Raw genomic sequence first — 15,404 nt, 5'->3', positions numbered from 1 at the left:
ATGAGCTCTGGTTTTTTGGTTTTGCCCACGCACTGCAACGCCACCGCAAGTGCGGCGGTCATGGCAAAGGGGGTGTGCGTGGACATGGGCCGCAGTATAGCCAAGCGCCCACCGTGTCCCAAGGTTGGTCAGCCTGCCTGCGGTGGCTGGGCCGCGTCGGCTGCAGATTCAGGCTGCGGCGGCACCAGCACGGGGCATTGCCACACCAGCAGCTCTGCCAGCCGGGTGACGATCCATGTCGCTTCGGCCACCGCCACGCCGGATTCGGCCGTGCACAGCCCCGCGTGGATGCGCTGCAGGATCTCGGTCTCGGAAGGCGCCTGCACGTGGTACAGCGTCTGCGCGTGCTCCACCAGGTGGCCTGCCAGGTCTTCGCACAGTTCGTAGCGGGCGCGCACGCCGTCCGCCTTTTCCGTCAGGCGCCCTCGGGTGTCGGTGTAAACCGCCATGAAGGAGGGCGGCACGTGGATCTGGTTGTCGTCATCCATGGGGTGGTTTAGTCGGGGGTGAACAGCCGTTCGAACTTGGCCTGATCGGAGGCCAGCTCGAAAGTCACCACCTGGCCCATTTTCATGTCCGACAGGCGGCAGGCACCAAACAGCGTCGTTTTGCCCGCCAGCTCCATCACATCCAAGTCAATGATGGCGTAGGGGTGGGGCACGAAGACCTGGTGCTCGAACACATCGCGGACCGTATTGCGCGGGGATGGGTAGAGCTTGTAGAGATCGGTCTGAATCGTTTGTGTGGCCATGGGTGGAAAGGGCTTGGAAGATCACGTACCGGATCGCATGCGGGTACAGTGCGGGCGAATCGTACAGACAAACGTTATTACCAATCTATGGCACGCAATAAAAGTGAATGGCCCGCCAAGGTGCTGGCGTTGGTTCGGGGCGGCAACCTGCCCGCTGCCATTGCTCAGATCAAGGTGGCACCGACCGTGGGCGACGTCACTCGGCTGCAGGCATTGCTGGCGCAGTTGCCCCCATCGCCCGCACTGGTGCAGTTGAACAAGGTGGTGGAGGAAGAACGCGCCTTGCTGGCTGCACCACGGCTGCATCGTTCGCCCTGACGCGACTTCCTGTCTGAACTCCACACTCCCTGCTGAGAGCCTTTTGTCATGACCTTGCCCCGCGTTTCTATTCAGACCGAGGACTTTGACCTGTCCATCGAAATCGCTACCTTGCGTCGTGAGAACAAGGGTGTGGGCGCTGTCTGCAGCTTCGTGGGCACTGTCCGTGATCGCAACGAGGGGGATAAGGTGTCCTCCATGGAGTTAGAGCACTACCCTGGCATGACCGAAAAATCTATCGAGGCCATGGTGGACGAGGCCTTTCGGCGCTTCGATATTTTTGGCGCCCGCGTGATTCACCGCGTAGGTCTGCTGCAGCCCCTGGACCAGATCGTGCTGGTGGCGGTGACCAGTGCCCACCGGGGTCAGAGTTTTCAGGCCTGCGAGTTTTTGATGGACTACCTCAAGACCCAGGCGCCGTTCTGGAAAAAAGAGCAAACCTCACATGGCGCTCGCTGGGTGGATGCACGGGTGAGTGACGATGCAGCGCTCGCGCGCTGGGGGATCACGGCGGCCAACGCCTGAACAAGCCACGGCCTTTTCGCAGCGCCGGCGCCACGCCCCGGGGTGTCTCTGAGGGATGCGGATGACTTCAGGCTTGGCAGCGTGGTGTGTGGGGTCACGGTTTGTGGGTGTATCCGAGGCAGGCGCCCGCATTGGCGCGCCCCTTGCACTCCCGATACAGCCGGCGGTCGCGTTCCGAGCGGCTCTCCTCGGATGAGCTTCGCTCCTGTTTTACTTTGGTGGATTTCTTTTTCTTGCTCACTTCGCTATGGCCGCTTTGGGTCGCATTTTTGGTGGTGGCGTGGCTTGCCCCGGTATGCAGCCCGAGGCCAAGGGCCAGCATCCACAAAAGCAGGGGAGCGATAACCTTGCGCAGTGCCACGTTGGTCGATGGGTGGAGGGCCGGGGGGAATGGCATGTTGAGTGGTCCGGGGGAGTGAATGTTGGGATGCCGGGGCGCCGGGTGATCTTAAGGTGAGCTTGGGCTGCAATGCGTCGAGGCGGGCTCACGCCGATGAGGCCTGTGCTGCGGCGTATTCTCTACGCTATACCGGCGGCGAAGGGCGGCAGCAAGCCCCCGTGTTCTGGTCCGGCGATATCGGGCTGGCAAGGTGCCGATAGGCCGGGCAGAGGCGAATTGAGGGCCTCGGGTTATAATCCGCGGGTTTTGCATGGTGCAAGACGCACGCCTGCGGCCGTTCCAGCTGCTGGCGCAAGTAAAAACCATGGTCTTCCGCCTGCGGCAGACTACATTCAAGGAAAAACATGATCGCATCCTCCATCAAGGCCGAAGTCGTCAAGGCGAACGCCCGTGCTGCCAATGACACTGGTAGCCCAGAAGTGCAAGTGGCCCTGCTGACCGCTCGCATCAACGAACTGACTCCCCACTTCAAGACGCACGCCAAGGACCACCATGGTCGCCGTGGCCTGCTGCGCATGGTGAGCCGCCGTCGTAAGCTGCTGGACTACCTGAAGGCCAAGGACGCTGACCGTTACACCGCGCTGATCGCCAAGTTGGGTCTGCGCAAGTAATCTTCATTGCATGCCAAAACGCCTGGGTTAGTCCGCTAGCTCAGGCGTTTTTTACTTCGGAGCCGCAAAACAGAGCGAAGCTGTGTCATTCCAATGAAGTTGTTGTTACTGCCTGGCGCAGAACTTCCCTGGAATGGCATCGTGTTCTGAATTGCTCTCCAAGACAATCTGGTAGGGCACTACCAGCTATTAAAACAGGAGCTGAACATGAGCATTTTCAACAAAGTCACCAAGACCTTCCAATGGGGTGACAAGACCGTCATCATGGAAACCGGCGAAATCGCCCGCCAGGCCTCTGGCGCCGTGCTGGTGAATATTGACGACACCGTGGTGCTGGCCACTGTGGTCGCCTCCAAGTCCGCCAAGCCCGGCCAGGACTTCTTTCCCCTGACGGTGGACTACATCGAGAAGACGTACGCGGCCGGCAAGATCCCTGGCAGCTTCTTCAAGCGCGAAGCCAAGCCCAGCGAGCACGAAACCCTGACTAGCCGCCTGATCGACCGCCCGATCCGTCCGCTGTTCCCCGAAGGTTTCTTCAATGAAGTGCACGTGGTGATCCACACGGTGTCGCTGAATCCTGAAGTAGATGCCGACATCGCTGCGTTGATCGCTACCAGTGCTGCCCTGGCCATCTCTGGCATTCCGTTCAACGGACCCATTGGTGCCGCACGCGTGGGTTATATCAACGGCGAGTACGTGCTCAACCCTGGCCAGACTGCGCGCAAGAACTCGCAGATGGATCTGGTGGTGGCGGGTACCGAAGCCGCAGTGCTGATGGTCGAATCTGAAGCCCAGCAGCTGTCTGAAGAAATCATGCTGGGTGCCGTGGTGTTCGGTCACGAGCAAGGCAATGTGGCCATCAACGCCATTCACGAACTGGTGCGCGACGCGGGCAAGCCCGTGTGGCAATGGGAAGCGCCTGCCAAGGACGAAGCCCTGATCGCCAAGGTGGTGGCACTGGCCGACGACAAGCTGCGCGCTGCCTACCAGATCCGCAACAAGCAAGCCCGCACCCAGGCCTGCCGCGAAGCTTATGCAGCCGTGATGGCGGCGTTGAAGGCCGATGGTGTTGAGTTCGACGCCGTCAAGGTTGAAGGCATGCTGTTCGACATCGAAGCGGGCATCGTGCGCAGCCAGATCCTGGCTGGCGAGCCCCGCATCGACGGCCGCGATACGCGCACCGTCCGCCCCATCGAGATCCGCAACAGCGTGCTGCCCCGCGCCCACGGCTCAGCCCTGTTCACACGTGGCGAAACCCAGGCGCTGGTCGTGACCACGCTGGGCACCGAGCGTGATGCACAGCGCATCGATGCACTGGCTGGCGAGTACGAAGACCGCTTCATGATGCACTACAACATGCCTCCCTTCGCCACCGGCGAAGTGGGCCGCATGGGCTCGACCAAGCGCCGCGAAATCGGCCACGGCCGTCTGGCCAAGCGCGCGCTGGTTGCTGTGCTGCCGACCAAGGAAGAATTCCCCTACACCATGCGTGTGGTGTCGGAAATCACTGAGTCCAACGGTTCCTCGTCGATGGCTTCGGTCTGCGGCGGCTGCCTGTCGCTGATGGATGCCGGCGTGCCCATGAAGGCCCACGTGGCTGGTATTGCGATGGGGTTGATCAAGGACGCCAACCGTTTCGCCGTACTGACCGACATCCTGGGTGATGAAGATCACCTGGGTGACATGGACTTCAAGGTGGCGGGTACCACGGGCGGTATCACGGCCCTGCAGATGGACATCAAGATCCAGGGCATCACCAAGGAAATCATGCAAGTGGCACTGGCCCAGGCCAAGGAAGCGCGCATGCACATCCTGGGCAAGATGCAGGAGGCCATGGGTGAAGCCAAGACCGAAGTGTCGAACTTCGCGCCCAAGCTGTACACCATGAAGATCAACCCCGAGAAGATTCGTGACGTGATCGGCAAGGGCGGCGCGGTGATCCGTGCGCTGACCGAAGAAACTGGCTGCCAGATCAACATCGAGGAAGACGGCACCATCACCATTGCCGCCACCGACGCTGCGAAGGCCGACGAAGCCAAGAAGCGCATCGAGCAGATCACGGCAGAAGTCGAGATCGGCAAGATCTACGAAGGCCCTGTGACCAAGATCCTCGACTTTGGCGCGCTGATCAATCTGCTGCCTGGCAAGGATGGTCTGCTGCACATCAGCCAGATCGCTCACGAGCGCGTCGAAAAGGTGTCTGACTACCTGACCGAAGGCCAGATCGTGAAGGTCAAGGTCATGGAAACCGACGAAAAGGGCCGTATCAAGCTGTCCATGAAGGTGTTGGCAGATCGTCCCGCCGGTGGCAGCGACCGTCCAGCGCCTGCAGAACGTGGCGATCGCGAACCCCGCCGTGATCATGGTCGCGATGGCGGCCGTCATCCCGCAGAGCAGCAACAGCAGCAGGCCCTGCCTGCAGATGGTGCGTCTGTTCAGGTGAATGGCTAAATTGTTGATCTGCTATTGATTTGGTAGCTGCTGGTGCATATAAATCATGCGCTAGCGGCCTAAATCATCTGAATCCATCTTCGGTAAACCCCGTTATGCATGCTGTTGAGATCACATCGTTTGGCGGGCCTGAGGTGCTGCGTCTGGGTGAGCGCCCCGCTCCTGTAGCGGGTGCGGGTGAGCTGCTGATCCGCGTGGCGGCCAGTGGCATCAACCGCCCAGATGTATTGCAGCGAATGGGCCACTATGCGCCGCCTCCTGGCACCTCGGACCTTCCGGGGCTGGAGGTCGCGGGGGTGGTTGAGTCGGGCGATGCTTTGGCGATGGCAGAGGCGGGCATTCGTGTGGGTGACCGTGTTTGCGCCTTGGTGGCGGGTGGTGGTTATGCCCAGTGGTGTGTGGCGCCGGTGGTGCAATGCCTGCCGGTGCCTGACGGCTTCAGTGACGTAGAGGCTGCATCACTTCCGGAGACGTTCTTCACGGTGTGGAGCAATGTCTTTGACCGTGCGCGTTTGCAAGCCGGTGAAACCTTCCTGGTGCAAGGCGGTACGAGTGGCATTGGCGTGACGGCTATTCAGCTGGCACGTGCCTTTGGTGCTACCGTGATTGCCACCGCTGGGAGCGATGACAAGTGTGCAGCGTGCCTGGCGCTGGGCGCGCACCACGCCGTCAACTATAAGTCTCGGGACTTTGTGGCCGAGGCGAAACGAATCACCGAGGCGCGTGGTGTTGATGTGGTGCTCGATATGGTGGCGGGTGACTATGTCGCCCGCGAGGTCGAATGCCTGGCCGAGGGCGGCCGGATCGTCATCATCGCCGTGCAAGGGGGTGTGCAGAGCGGTTTCAATGCCGGGTTGGTGCTGCGCAAGCGGCTCACCATCACAGGGTCCACACTGCGTCCGCGTCCCGTGGCTTTCAAGGGTGCGATTGCACGGGCGCTGCGTGAGCATGTCTGGCCCTTGCTGACAGCGGGCAAGGTGCGTCCGGTCATCCACAGCACGTTTGCTGCTGCGGATGCGGCACAAGCCCATGCGCTGATGGAGTCCAACCAGCATGTTGGCAAGATTGTTTTGACGTGGTAATCATGAACAACAAGAAAAAATTCATCGCTGGCAACTGGAAGATGAATGGCGGCCTCGCTGCCAACGAAGCTTTGTTGAAGGCCTTGATTGCGGGTGCTGCAGATGTGGCTTGTGATGTGGCCGTCGCAGTGCCAGCGCCCTATCTGGCGCAGGTGCAGGCGTTGACGGCCGGCACTGCCATTGCGGTGGCAGCACAGGATGTGTCTTCGCACGAGGCGGGTGCCTACACTGGTGAGGTATCGGTGGCCATGCTGAAGGATTTTGGTGTGCGCTATGCGCTGGTTGGGCACTCTGAGCGCCGCCAGTACCATGGTGAAACGGACGCGATTGTGGCGGAGAAGGCCCAGCGCGCGCTGGCGGCCGGTGTGACGCCGGTGGTCTGCGTGGGGGAAACACTGCAGGAGCGTGAAGCGGGACTGACCGAGGCGGTGGTCAAGCGGCAACTGGCAGCGGTAATTCATCTCAACGGTCATTGCATCAGCGAGATCGTGGTGGCTTACGAGCCTGTGTGGGCCATTGGCACGGGTCGCACTGCGTCGCCGGAGCAGGCGCAAGCCGTGCATGCCGTGCTGCGCACCCAGCTGGCAGCTGCGAGCGAGCATGCGGACCGCATCCGGTTGCTGTACGGCGGCAGCATGAATGCGGCCAATGCAGCCCAGTTGCTGGCGCAGCCCGATATCGACGGTGGCCTGGTCGGTGGTGCTTCGCTGAAGGCGCCCGACTTTCTACAAATCATTGCGGCCGCTCGTTGAGGCGGCTGCGAGTCAAACAATTCAATCAGGAGTGAACAGAGAATGAACGTGATCGTGAATGTGATTTTGGCGGTGCAGATGTTGGCGGCCCTGGCCATGATCGGCCTGATCTTGATTCAGCATGGCAAGGGAGCCGACATGGGGGCGGCTTTCGGTAGCGGCAGTTCGGGCAGCCTCTTTGGCGCCAGCGGCAGCGCCAACTTCCTGTCCCGTACCGCGGCCGTGCTGGCTGCAGTGTTCTTTGTTTCTACGCTCGCGTTGGCCTACTTTGGTAACGCTCGTCCCGCCAGTTCGGGCAGCGTTCTGGAAACGCCAGCCGCTGCCGTGCCTGCCGGCGGACCTGCTTCTGAGGTGCCTGCAGCGCCTGCCGCTCCCGCTTCGGGCGCCGCGCAGATCCCGACCAAATAATTGAACTGAATTTCGGCCCGCAGGGCCGAAGCAGGGTTTTTCCGGAGTAGAATTCTGGATTGTCTGGAAAGCCAAAGCCGCAAGGTTCCTCATGCCATCCAGATGCAAAAATCAGCCGTCGTGGTGAAATTGGTAGACACGCTATCTTGAGGGGGTAGTGGCGAAAGCTGTGCGAGTTCGAGTCTCGCCGACGGCACCAAAACAAAGGCCTGCCTGCATGACCCGGCTCGGGTCCTGACGGGCAAGGCCACAGCGGTGAGCACATCCTCAAGATGAACCTCGATCAGTACCTCCCCGTCCTTTTGTTCATCTTGGTCGGCATCGCCGTAGGCGTTGTCCCCCTTGTACTCGGCTACATACTGGGCCCCAACCGCCCGGATGCCGCAAAGAACTCCCCCTACGAATGTGGCTTTGAAGCCTTCGAGGATGCGCGCATGAAATTCGATGTGCGCTACTACCTCGTGGCCATTCTCTTCATTCTGTTCGACCTGGAAATCGCATTCCTCTTCCCGTGGGCGGTCACGCTGCACGAGGTGGGTGTGGCCGGTTTTGTGGCGGTCGTGATTTTCCTGGCCATTCTGGTCGTGGGTTTTGCCTACGAATGGAAAAAGGGTGCCCTGGATTGGGAATGAGCGGACTTCAACAAGGACAATGCAATGATTGAAGGCGTGATGAAGGAAGGCTTCATCACCACGAGTTACGACTCCGTGGTGAACTGGGCCAAGACCGGTTCTCTGTGGCCGATGACGTTTGGTCTGGCTTGCTGTGCTGTGGAGATGATGCACGCTGCGGCGGCCCGGTATGACATCGGTCGTTTTGGTGCGGAAGTGTTCCGTGCCAGCCCTCGTCAGTCCGACCTGATGATCGTGGCGGGCACGCTGTGCAACAAGATGGCCCCCGCACTGCGCAAGGTGTACGACCAGATGTCCGAGCCGCGCTGGGTCCTGTCGATGGGGTCGTGTGCCAATGGTGGTGGTTACTACCACTACAGCTATTCGGTGGTGCGCGGTTGTGACCGCATCGTGCCGGTGGATGTTTATGTGCCAGGTTGCCCTCCGACGGCAGAAGCTCTGATCTACGGGATCATCCAGCTGCAGCAGAAGATCCGCCGCACCAACACCATTGCTCGTGTCTGAAGGGTTGATGATGACAGCTGTTGCCATTCGGCCTGAGAAGCTTAAAGAGAATATCTCTGCGGCGCTGGGTGCCAAAGTGCGCCAGATTTCGATCGCTCTCGATGAGGTCACCCTGGTGGTCGCTGCTGCGGACTATCTGGATGCGATGCGCTTGCTGCGCGACTCGGAACGTTGCCGTTTCGAGCAGCTGATCGATTTGTGCGGTGTGGACTATTCTGCATATGGCGATGCAGCCCACGAGGGTGCACGCTACTGTGTGGTGTCGCACCTGTTGTCGGTCAGCCTCAACCAGCGAGTGCGCGTGAAGGTGTTCTGCCAAGACGATGATTTCCCGGTTGTTGCTTCGGTAGCTGAGTTGTGGAATGCAGCCAACTGGTACGAACGCGAAGCCTTCGATCTGTTTGGCATCGTGTTTGATGGCCATAACGACCTGCGCCGCATTCTCACGGACTACGGATTTATCGGGCACCCTTTCCGCAAGGATTTTCCCTTGTCTGGACATGTCGAAATGCGTTACGACGCCGAGCAGCGCCGTGTCGTGTATGAACCCGTGTCCATCGAGCCGCGGGAAATCACGCCCCGCATCATCCGCGAAGACAAGTACGGAGGCCTGCACTGAGCCGCCTCGCGCCTCATGTGATCCATCATGGCTGAAATCAAGAACTACTCCCTGAACTTTGGTCCGCAGCACCCTGCGGCGCACGGTGTGTTGCGCCTGGTGCTGGAGCTGGACGGCGAGGTTGTGCAACGCGCTGACCCGCATATCGGTCTGCTCCATCGCGCCACCGAGAAGCTGGCCGAGCACAAGACCTACATCCAGTCACTGCCCTACATGGACCGGCTGGACTACGTGTCGATGATGTGCAACGAGCACGCCTACTGCCTTGCCATCGAGAAGCTGCTGGGCCTGGAAGTGCCGGTGCGCGCGCAGTACATCCGCGTGATGTTCTCCGAGATCACGCGCTTGCTGAACCACCTCATGTGGTTGGGCTCGCACGGTAACGACTGCGGCAGCTCCACCATCCTGATCTACACCTTCCGCGAGCGTGAAGACCTGTTCGACATGTATGAGGCGGTTTCTGGCGCGCGCATGCATGCGGCCTATTTCCGCCCGGGCGGCGTCTACCGCGATCTGCCCGACAGCATGCCGCAGTACAAGGTCAGCAAGATCAAGAATGCCAAGGCGCTGGAGGCGTTGAACCAGAATCGTCAAGGGTCTCTGCTGGACTTCATCGACGATTTCACCCAGCGTTTCCCAGGCTGTGTGGACGAGTACGAAACGCTGCTCACCGACAACCGCATCTGGAAGCAGCGAACGGTAGGCATCGGCGTGGTGCCGCCCGAGCGGGCCCTGAATCTGGGTATGACTGGCCCCATGCTCCGTGGCTCCGGTATCGCCTGGGACTTGCGCAAGACCCAGCCATACGACGTATACGACCGTGTGGATTTCGATGTGCCGGTGGGCAAGACCGGTGACTGCTACGACCGCTACCTGGTGCGTGTGCAGGAAATGCGCGAGTCCAATCGCATCATCAAGCAATGCGTGGACTGGCTCAAGGCCAACCCCGGTCCTGTGATCACGGACAACCACAAGGTGGCTGCGCCTGCGCGTGAATCCATGAAGTCGAACATGGAAGAGCTGATCCACCATTTCAAGCTTTTCACGGAAGGTTTCCACGTGCCGGAAGGCGAGGCCTATGCGGCGGTGGAACATCCCAAGGGCGAATTCGGTATTTATCTGGTGAGTGATGGTGCCAACAAGCCTTACCGACTCAAGATCCGGGCGCCGGGTTTTGCGCATCTGGCGACGCTCGACGAAATGGCGCGTGGCCACATGATCGCGGATGCTGTCGCCATCATTGGCACCATGGATATCGTGTTCGGAGAGATTGACCGATGATTACCGAAGCGACCAAGGCGCGGTTTGCGCGCGAAGTGGCCAAGTACCCTGCGGACCAGAAGCAGTCTGCGGTTATGGCTTGCTTGTCCATCGTTCAGCAAGAACAGGGCTATGTCAGCGCCGAGAGCGAGGCAGTGATCGCCGACTATTTGGGCATGGCTCAGATCGCTGTGCACGAAGTCACGACCTTCTACAACATGTACAACCAGCAACCGGTGGGCAAGTACAAGCTCAACGTGTGCACCAATCTGCCCTGCCAGCTGCGCGACGGGCAAAAGGCGCTGCATCACCTGGAAAAGAAGCTGGGTGTTTCGATGGGTGAGACCACACCTGACGGCCTGTTCACTCTGCAGCAATGCGAATGTCTGGGTGCTTGCGCTGATGCGCCTGTGATGCTGGTGAACGATCGCACGATGTGCAGCTTCATGGACAACGACAAGCTCGACCAGCTCGTTGACGGCCTGCGGGCCGCGGAGGGCCAGTGATGACCACGGCAGCACAAATACTTTCCCAGTTCCAGGCTACGGGTGTTCAGACCTGTTTCCACGACCGCCATATCAACCCCCAAATCTATGTGGGCCTGAATGGCAGCAACTGGAGCATCAAGGACTACGAAGCGCGTGGTGGCTATCAGGCGCTGCGTCGTATCCTGGGCAAGGACGGTGAAGAGGGCCTGACGCAGGATCAGGTCATTGCCACTGTCAAGGAGTCTGGCTTGCGTGGTCGGGGTGGTGCAGGCTTTCCTACGGGTCTCAAGTGGAGCTTCATGCCCCGCTCGTTCCCTGGCCAGAAGTATCTGGTGTGCAATTCCGATGAGGGTGAGCCTGGTACCTGCAAGGACCGTGACATCCTGCAGTTCAACCCGCACATCGTCATCGAAGGCATGATCATCGCAGCCTATGCGATGGGCATCTCGGTGGGCTACAACTACATCCATGGCGAGATCTTCCAGACCTACGAACGGTTTGAAGCCGCTCTGGAAGAAGCGCGGGCAGCAGGTTATCTGGGCGACAACATCCTGGGCAGCAGTTTCAGCTTTCAGCTGCACGCAGCCCACGGTTTTGGTGCCTACATTTGTGGTGAAGAAACTGCATTGCTCGAATCGCTGGAAGGGAAAAAGGGGCAACCCCGTTTCAAGCCACCGTTTCCGGCCAGCTTTGGCTTGTATGGCAAGCCCACCACCATCAACAACACGGAAACCTTTGCGGCTGTGCCTTGGATCATCCGCAATGGCGGTGCGGCTTATCTGGAGTGCGGCAAGCCCAACAACGGCGGCACCAAGATTTTCTCGGTGTCTGGTGACGTCGAAAAACCAGGCAACTATGAGGTGCCGTTGGGTACCCCATTTGCCAAGCTGCTGGAACTGGCCGGTGGCGTGCGCAAAGGCCGTCAACTCAAGGCGGTGATTCCTGGTGGTTCATCGGCCCCTGTCCTGCCTGCATCCGTCATCATGGAATGCACGATGGACTACGACTCAATCGCCAAGGCTGGCTCCATGCTGGGCTCTGGTGCCGTGATCGTCATGGACGATTCCCGGAGCATGGTCGAAAGTCTGCTGCGCCTGTCGTATTTCTATTCGCATGAATCCTGCGGCCAGTGCACGCCCTGCCGTGAAGGCACGGGATGGATGTGGCGCGTGATCGATCGCATCCAGCATGGCCAGGGTCGTGAGGGTGACCTGGATCTGCTCAATTCGGTGGCGGACAACATCCAGGGCCGCACCATCTGTGCGCTGGGTGATGCTGCCGCCATGCCTGTGCGTGCCATGATCAAACACTTCCGTCCCGAGTTTGAGGCACTGATCCGGAACAAGGCTCCACAAGCCGCGACTTCCGTCTGATCGCGAGAAAACATATGGTTGAAATTGAACTGGACGGTCAGAAAGTGGAAGTCGCCGAGGGCTGCATGGTGATGCATGCGGCTGAAAAGGCTGGCACTTACATTCCGCATTTCTGCTATCACAAGAAGCTTTCGATCGCCGCCAACTGCCGCATGTGCCTGGTGGACGTGGAGAAGGCTCCCAAGCCCATGCCAGCCTGTGCCACGCCGGTCACGCAGGGCATGATCGTGCGTACAAAGAGCGACAAAGCCATCAAGGCGCAGCAGTCGGTCATGGAGTTTCTGCTCATCAACCACCCTCTGGACTGCCCCATTTGCGACCAGGGCGGCGAGTGCCAGTTGCAGGATCTGGCCGTGGGCTACGGTGGCTCCTCCTCGCGGTACGAGGAAGAAAAGCGCGTGGTGTTACACAAGGACGTGGGCCCGCTGATCTCCATGGAGGAGATGAGCCGCTGCATCCACTGCACCCGTTGCGTGCGCTTCGGCCAGGAAGTGGCGGGCGTGATGGAACTCGGCATGATCCATCGTGGCGAGCATTCTGAAATCACCACGGTCACCGGCGACACGGTGGACTCCGAACTGTCGGGCAACATGATCGACATCTGCCCCGTGGGTGCATTGACCAGCAAGCCTTTCCGTTACAGCGCCCGCACCTGGGAACTGTCGCGCCGCCGCTCGGTGAGTCCACATGACTCCACCGGCGCCAACCTGATTGTTCAGGTCAAGAACCACAAGGTCATGCGCGTTGTCCCGTTTGAAAACGAGGCTGTCAACGAATGCTGGATTGCCGACCGCGACCGTTTCTCCTATGAAGCGCTCAACGGTGACGACCGCCTGACCCGGCCCATGCTCAAGCAGGGCGGGGTGTGGAAGGAAGTGGACTGGCAGACTGCGTTGGAATACGTGGCCAATGGCCTCAAGAACATCAAGAACGACCACGGCGCTGCCAGCATTGGTGCGCTGGTGAGTCCTCACAGTACGTTGGAAGAGCTGTATCTGGCCAGCGCCCTGGTGCGCGGTCTTGGTAGCGACAACATCGACTATCGTCTGCGCAACGCCGAGTTCGCTGCTCCCGAAGGTATTCGCTGGCTCGGTACGTCCATCGCTTCGTTGTCCACGCTCCAGCGCGTGCTGGTCGTGGGTTCCAACCTGCGCAAGGACCATCCGTTGTTTGCGCAGCGCATCCGTCAGGCGGCCCGCCATGGCTGCCAGGTCAGTGCCATCGCTTCGGTATCCCATGACTGGGCCATGCCGGTGCAGACATTTGTGGCACAAGGTGCCGGCCAGTGGGTCGATATGCTCGGAGGCATTGCTTCCGCCATCGCCCATGAAAAGGGCATTGCCGCTCCGCAAGGTGCCAGCGCGGCCAACGAGGCTGCCCAGGCCATCGCCCGCTCGCTGCTGGGCGGCGAGCGCAAGGCGGTGTTGCTGGGCAATGCGGCGGCGCACCACGCGCAAGCTACGCAGTTGCTGGCATGGGCCAACTGGATTGCAGAGAACACCGGTGCAACGGTGGGCTACCTGACTGAGGCCGCCAATACGGTGGGCGCGCAGTTTGCGGGCGCTCACCCTGTCAACGATGGACTGAATGCGGCTCAAATGCTCTCCGGTGGTTTGAAGGCGGCGGTGCTGCTGAACACCGAGCCTGTCCATGATTCTGCGACGGGTGCTCAAGCTGCAACTGCTCTTGCTGGTGCAGAAATGGTGGTCACGTTGAGCCCCTTCAAGGCCAACATGGAGTTCAGTGACGTTTTGTTGCCAATTGCTCCGTTCACGGAAACCTCGGGCAGCTTTGTCAACGCCGAGGGACGCATACAGGGTTTCCACGCCGTGGTGCGCCCTCTGGGCGATACCCGTCCCGCTTGGAAGGTTCTGCGCGTGCTGGCCAACCTGCTGGGTGTGCCAGGCTTTGACTTTGAGACCTCCCAGGACGTCCTGGCTCGTGCGACGAACGCTGCTGCCGGTGCCGTTACGCAGGTGCCCGCCGCACAGTTGTCGAATGCAGTGAAGGCGCCGCCAGCCGCAACGGCTGCAGCTGGTGATCCGGTCGTGGCATCCATCTATCAACTGGACGGCTTGGTGCGCCGTTCTACGTCGCTGCAGCTCACTGCCGACGCACGCATGGCACGCGAAGGAGTGGCCGCATGATCGACGCGATCTACAACGCGGGCCTGAACCTGCTCTCCTTTGGGTGGTGGACCGGCATCGTCTGGCCAGTGCTCTGGATACTGATCAAGATCGTCTGCATCTTGGCGCCGCTCATGGGTGCCGTGGCTTACCTCACTTTGTGGGAGCGTAAGCTGCTGGGCTTCATGCAAGTGCGCCACGGTCCCAACCGCGTGGGACCGATGGGGCTGCTGCAGCCCATTGCTGACGCACTGAAGCTGCTGACCAAGGAAATCATCCAGCCTACGGCGGCCAGCAAGGGCCTGTTTGTTCTCGGGCCCGTCATGGCCATCATGCCGGCCCTGGCTGCCTGGGTGGCCATTCCTTTCGGCCCCGATGTGGCCTTGGCGAATGTGAATGCTGGTCTGTTGTTGGTGATGGCCATCACTTCCATCGAAGTCTATGGCGTGATCATTGCGGGCTGGGCTTCCAACTCCAAGTACGCATTCTTGGGCGCACTGCGGGCCTCGGCACAGATGGTGAGCTACGAAATCGCGATGGGCTTTTGTTTCCTCGTCGTGATCATGGTGTCGGGCAGTATGAACCTGACGGAAATCGTGCTGGGTCAGGGGCGGGGCATGGCCGCAGACAAGGGCCTGACGTTCCTGTCCTGGAATTGGCTGCCCCTGCTGCCGATCTTCCTTGTGTACCTGATCTCTGGCGTGGCAGAAACCAACCGCCATCCCTTCGACGTGGTGGAAGGCGAGGCAGAAATCGTGGCCGGCCACATGGTCGAGTACTCCGGTATGGGCTTCGCGATCTTCTTCCTGGCCGAGTACGCCAGCATGTGGCTCGTGTCCATCCTGGCGGCTCTCATGTTCCTGGGCGGCTGGCTGTCTCCCATCGATAGCGCGGTGTTCAACTGGATTCCAGGCTGGATCTGGCTGGGTCTCAAGACCTTCCTTGTGGTATCCATGTTCATCTGGATCCGGGCTACCTTCCCGCGGTTCCGGTACGACCAGATCATGCGTCTGGGCTGGAAGATCTTCATTCCGGTCACGCTGGTGTACTTGTTGTTTGTTGGCGGGTGGTTGCTCTCGCCTTGGAATATCTGGAAATAAGCGG

At 60.2% G+C, this 15,404-nt stretch carries 18 protein-coding genes and 1 tRNA gene; 16 read left to right on the top strand and 3 right to left on the bottom strand.

Going from position 1 to position 15,404, the window contains the following annotated elements:
* Positions 1-128: 128 nt before the first annotated feature.
* Together ATF69_RS12755 and ATF69_RS12750 are read right to left on the bottom strand one after the other, a co-directional pair.
* Complete coding sequence (locus ATF69_RS12755; RefSeq protein ID WP_146871197.1) at positions 129-488, bottom strand: hypothetical protein; 360 nt, start codon at positions 486-488, stop codon at positions 129-131.
* Between the two features lie 8 nt (positions 489-496).
* Positions 497-751, bottom strand: coding sequence for a hypothetical protein (locus ATF69_RS12750; protein ID WP_056061527.1), 255 nt, complete (start codon positions 749-751; stop codon positions 497-499).
* A gap of 87 nt (positions 752-838) precedes the next feature.
* On the opposite strand from ATF69_RS12750, the gene ATF69_RS12745 reads away from it, so the two are divergent.
* Positions 839-1,069 (top strand): hypothetical protein, encoded by a 231-nt coding sequence (locus tag ATF69_RS12745; RefSeq protein ID WP_146871196.1) that lies wholly within the window; start codon positions 839-841, stop codon positions 1,067-1,069.
* 48 nt (positions 1,070-1,117) lie between these two features.
* Positions 1,118-1,594 (top strand): molybdenum cofactor biosynthesis protein MoaE, encoded by a 477-nt coding sequence (locus ATF69_RS12740; RefSeq protein ID WP_146871195.1) that lies wholly within the window; start codon positions 1,118-1,120, stop codon positions 1,592-1,594.
* Between the two features lie 94 nt (positions 1,595-1,688).
* Here ATF69_RS12740 and ATF69_RS12735 read toward each other — a convergent pair whose 3' ends face one another.
* Complete coding sequence (locus ATF69_RS12735; protein ID WP_108497204.1) at positions 1,689-1,991, bottom strand: hypothetical protein; 303 nt, start codon at positions 1,989-1,991, stop codon at positions 1,689-1,691.
* 347 nt (positions 1,992-2,338) lie between these two features.
* Here ATF69_RS12735 and rpsO point away from each other — a divergent pair, with 347 nt between their 5' ends.
* From rpsO to nuoH, 14 genes are all read left to right on the top strand, one after another.
* On the top strand, positions 2,339-2,605 hold the full coding sequence (gene rpsO, locus ATF69_RS12730; RefSeq protein WP_005793232.1) for a 30S ribosomal protein S15: 267 nt from the start codon (positions 2,339-2,341) through the stop codon (positions 2,603-2,605).
* A gap of 207 nt (positions 2,606-2,812) precedes the next feature.
* A complete protein-coding gene (gene pnp, locus ATF69_RS12725) occupies positions 2,813-5,056 on the top strand; it encodes a polyribonucleotide nucleotidyltransferase (RefSeq protein ID WP_056061536.1) in 2,244 nt (747 codons plus the stop codon).
* Positions 5,057-5,151: 95 nt separating this feature from the next.
* Positions 5,152-6,138: an NAD(P)H-quinone oxidoreductase gene (locus ATF69_RS12720; RefSeq protein ID WP_146871194.1), complete on the top strand. Its 987-nt coding sequence runs from the start codon at positions 5,152-5,154 to the stop codon at positions 6,136-6,138.
* A gap of 2 nt (positions 6,139-6,140) precedes the next feature.
* Positions 6,141-6,890 (top strand): triose-phosphate isomerase, encoded by a 750-nt coding sequence (gene tpiA, locus ATF69_RS12715; RefSeq protein WP_146871193.1) that lies wholly within the window; start codon positions 6,141-6,143, stop codon positions 6,888-6,890.
* Between the two features lie 42 nt (positions 6,891-6,932).
* Positions 6,933-7,298 carry a preprotein translocase subunit SecG gene (secG, locus tag ATF69_RS12710; protein ID WP_146871192.1) on the top strand — a complete coding sequence of 122 codons (366 nt, stop codon included), beginning with the start codon at positions 6,933-6,935 and terminating at the stop codon, positions 7,296-7,298.
* 114 nt (positions 7,299-7,412) lie between these two features.
* Positions 7,413-7,497: transfer RNA gene (locus ATF69_RS12705), tRNA-Leu, on the top strand.
* Positions 7,498-7,570: 73 nt separating this feature from the next.
* Complete coding sequence (locus ATF69_RS12700; protein WP_056061547.1) at positions 7,571-7,930, top strand: NADH-quinone oxidoreductase subunit A; 360 nt, start codon at positions 7,571-7,573, stop codon at positions 7,928-7,930.
* 24 nt (positions 7,931-7,954) lie between these two features.
* Positions 7,955-8,434: a NuoB/complex I 20 kDa subunit family protein gene (locus tag ATF69_RS12695; protein ID WP_007849129.1), complete on the top strand. Its 480-nt coding sequence runs from the start codon at positions 7,955-7,957 to the stop codon at positions 8,432-8,434.
* A 10-nt stretch (positions 8,435-8,444) separates the two neighbouring features.
* Positions 8,445-9,053 (top strand): NADH-quinone oxidoreductase subunit C, encoded by a 609-nt coding sequence (locus tag ATF69_RS12690; protein ID WP_146871191.1) that lies wholly within the window; start codon positions 8,445-8,447, stop codon positions 9,051-9,053.
* 27 nt (positions 9,054-9,080) lie between these two features.
* A complete protein-coding gene (locus ATF69_RS12685) occupies positions 9,081-10,334 on the top strand; it encodes an NADH-quinone oxidoreductase subunit D (RefSeq protein ID WP_056061550.1) in 1,254 nt (417 codons plus the stop codon).
* Positions 10,331-10,819, top strand: a complete 489-nt coding sequence (nuoE, locus tag ATF69_RS12680; protein WP_056061558.1) for an NADH-quinone oxidoreductase subunit NuoE — start codon at positions 10,331-10,333, stop codon at positions 10,817-10,819. The genes ATF69_RS12685 and nuoE overlap by 4 nt, the downstream gene beginning before the upstream one ends.
* The gene (nuoF, locus tag ATF69_RS12675) at positions 10,819-12,174 is read left to right on the top strand and encodes an NADH-quinone oxidoreductase subunit NuoF (RefSeq protein WP_056061561.1); all 1,356 of its coding nucleotides are present in this window, start codon (positions 10,819-10,821) and stop codon (positions 12,172-12,174) included. The genes nuoE and nuoF overlap by 1 nt, the downstream gene beginning before the upstream one ends.
* Before the next feature lie 14 nt (positions 12,175-12,188).
* Positions 12,189-14,321, top strand: coding sequence for an NADH-quinone oxidoreductase subunit NuoG (nuoG, locus tag ATF69_RS12670; RefSeq protein WP_146871190.1), 2,133 nt, complete (start codon positions 12,189-12,191; stop codon positions 14,319-14,321).
* Entirely contained in the window at positions 14,318-15,400 is a 1,083-nt protein-coding gene (gene nuoH, locus ATF69_RS12665; RefSeq protein WP_056061569.1) for an NADH-quinone oxidoreductase subunit NuoH, read from the top strand. Before nuoG ends, nuoH begins: the two co-directional genes overlap by 4 nt.
* Positions 15,401-15,404 lie beyond the last annotated feature (4 nt).

The sequence above is a fragment of the Acidovorax delafieldii genome, assembly GCF_007993815.1.
GTDB classification, from domain to species: Bacteria; Pseudomonadota; Gammaproteobacteria; order Burkholderiales; family Burkholderiaceae_C; genus Acidovorax; species Acidovorax delafieldii.
This window is presented reverse-complemented; position numbering and strand designations above follow the sequence as displayed.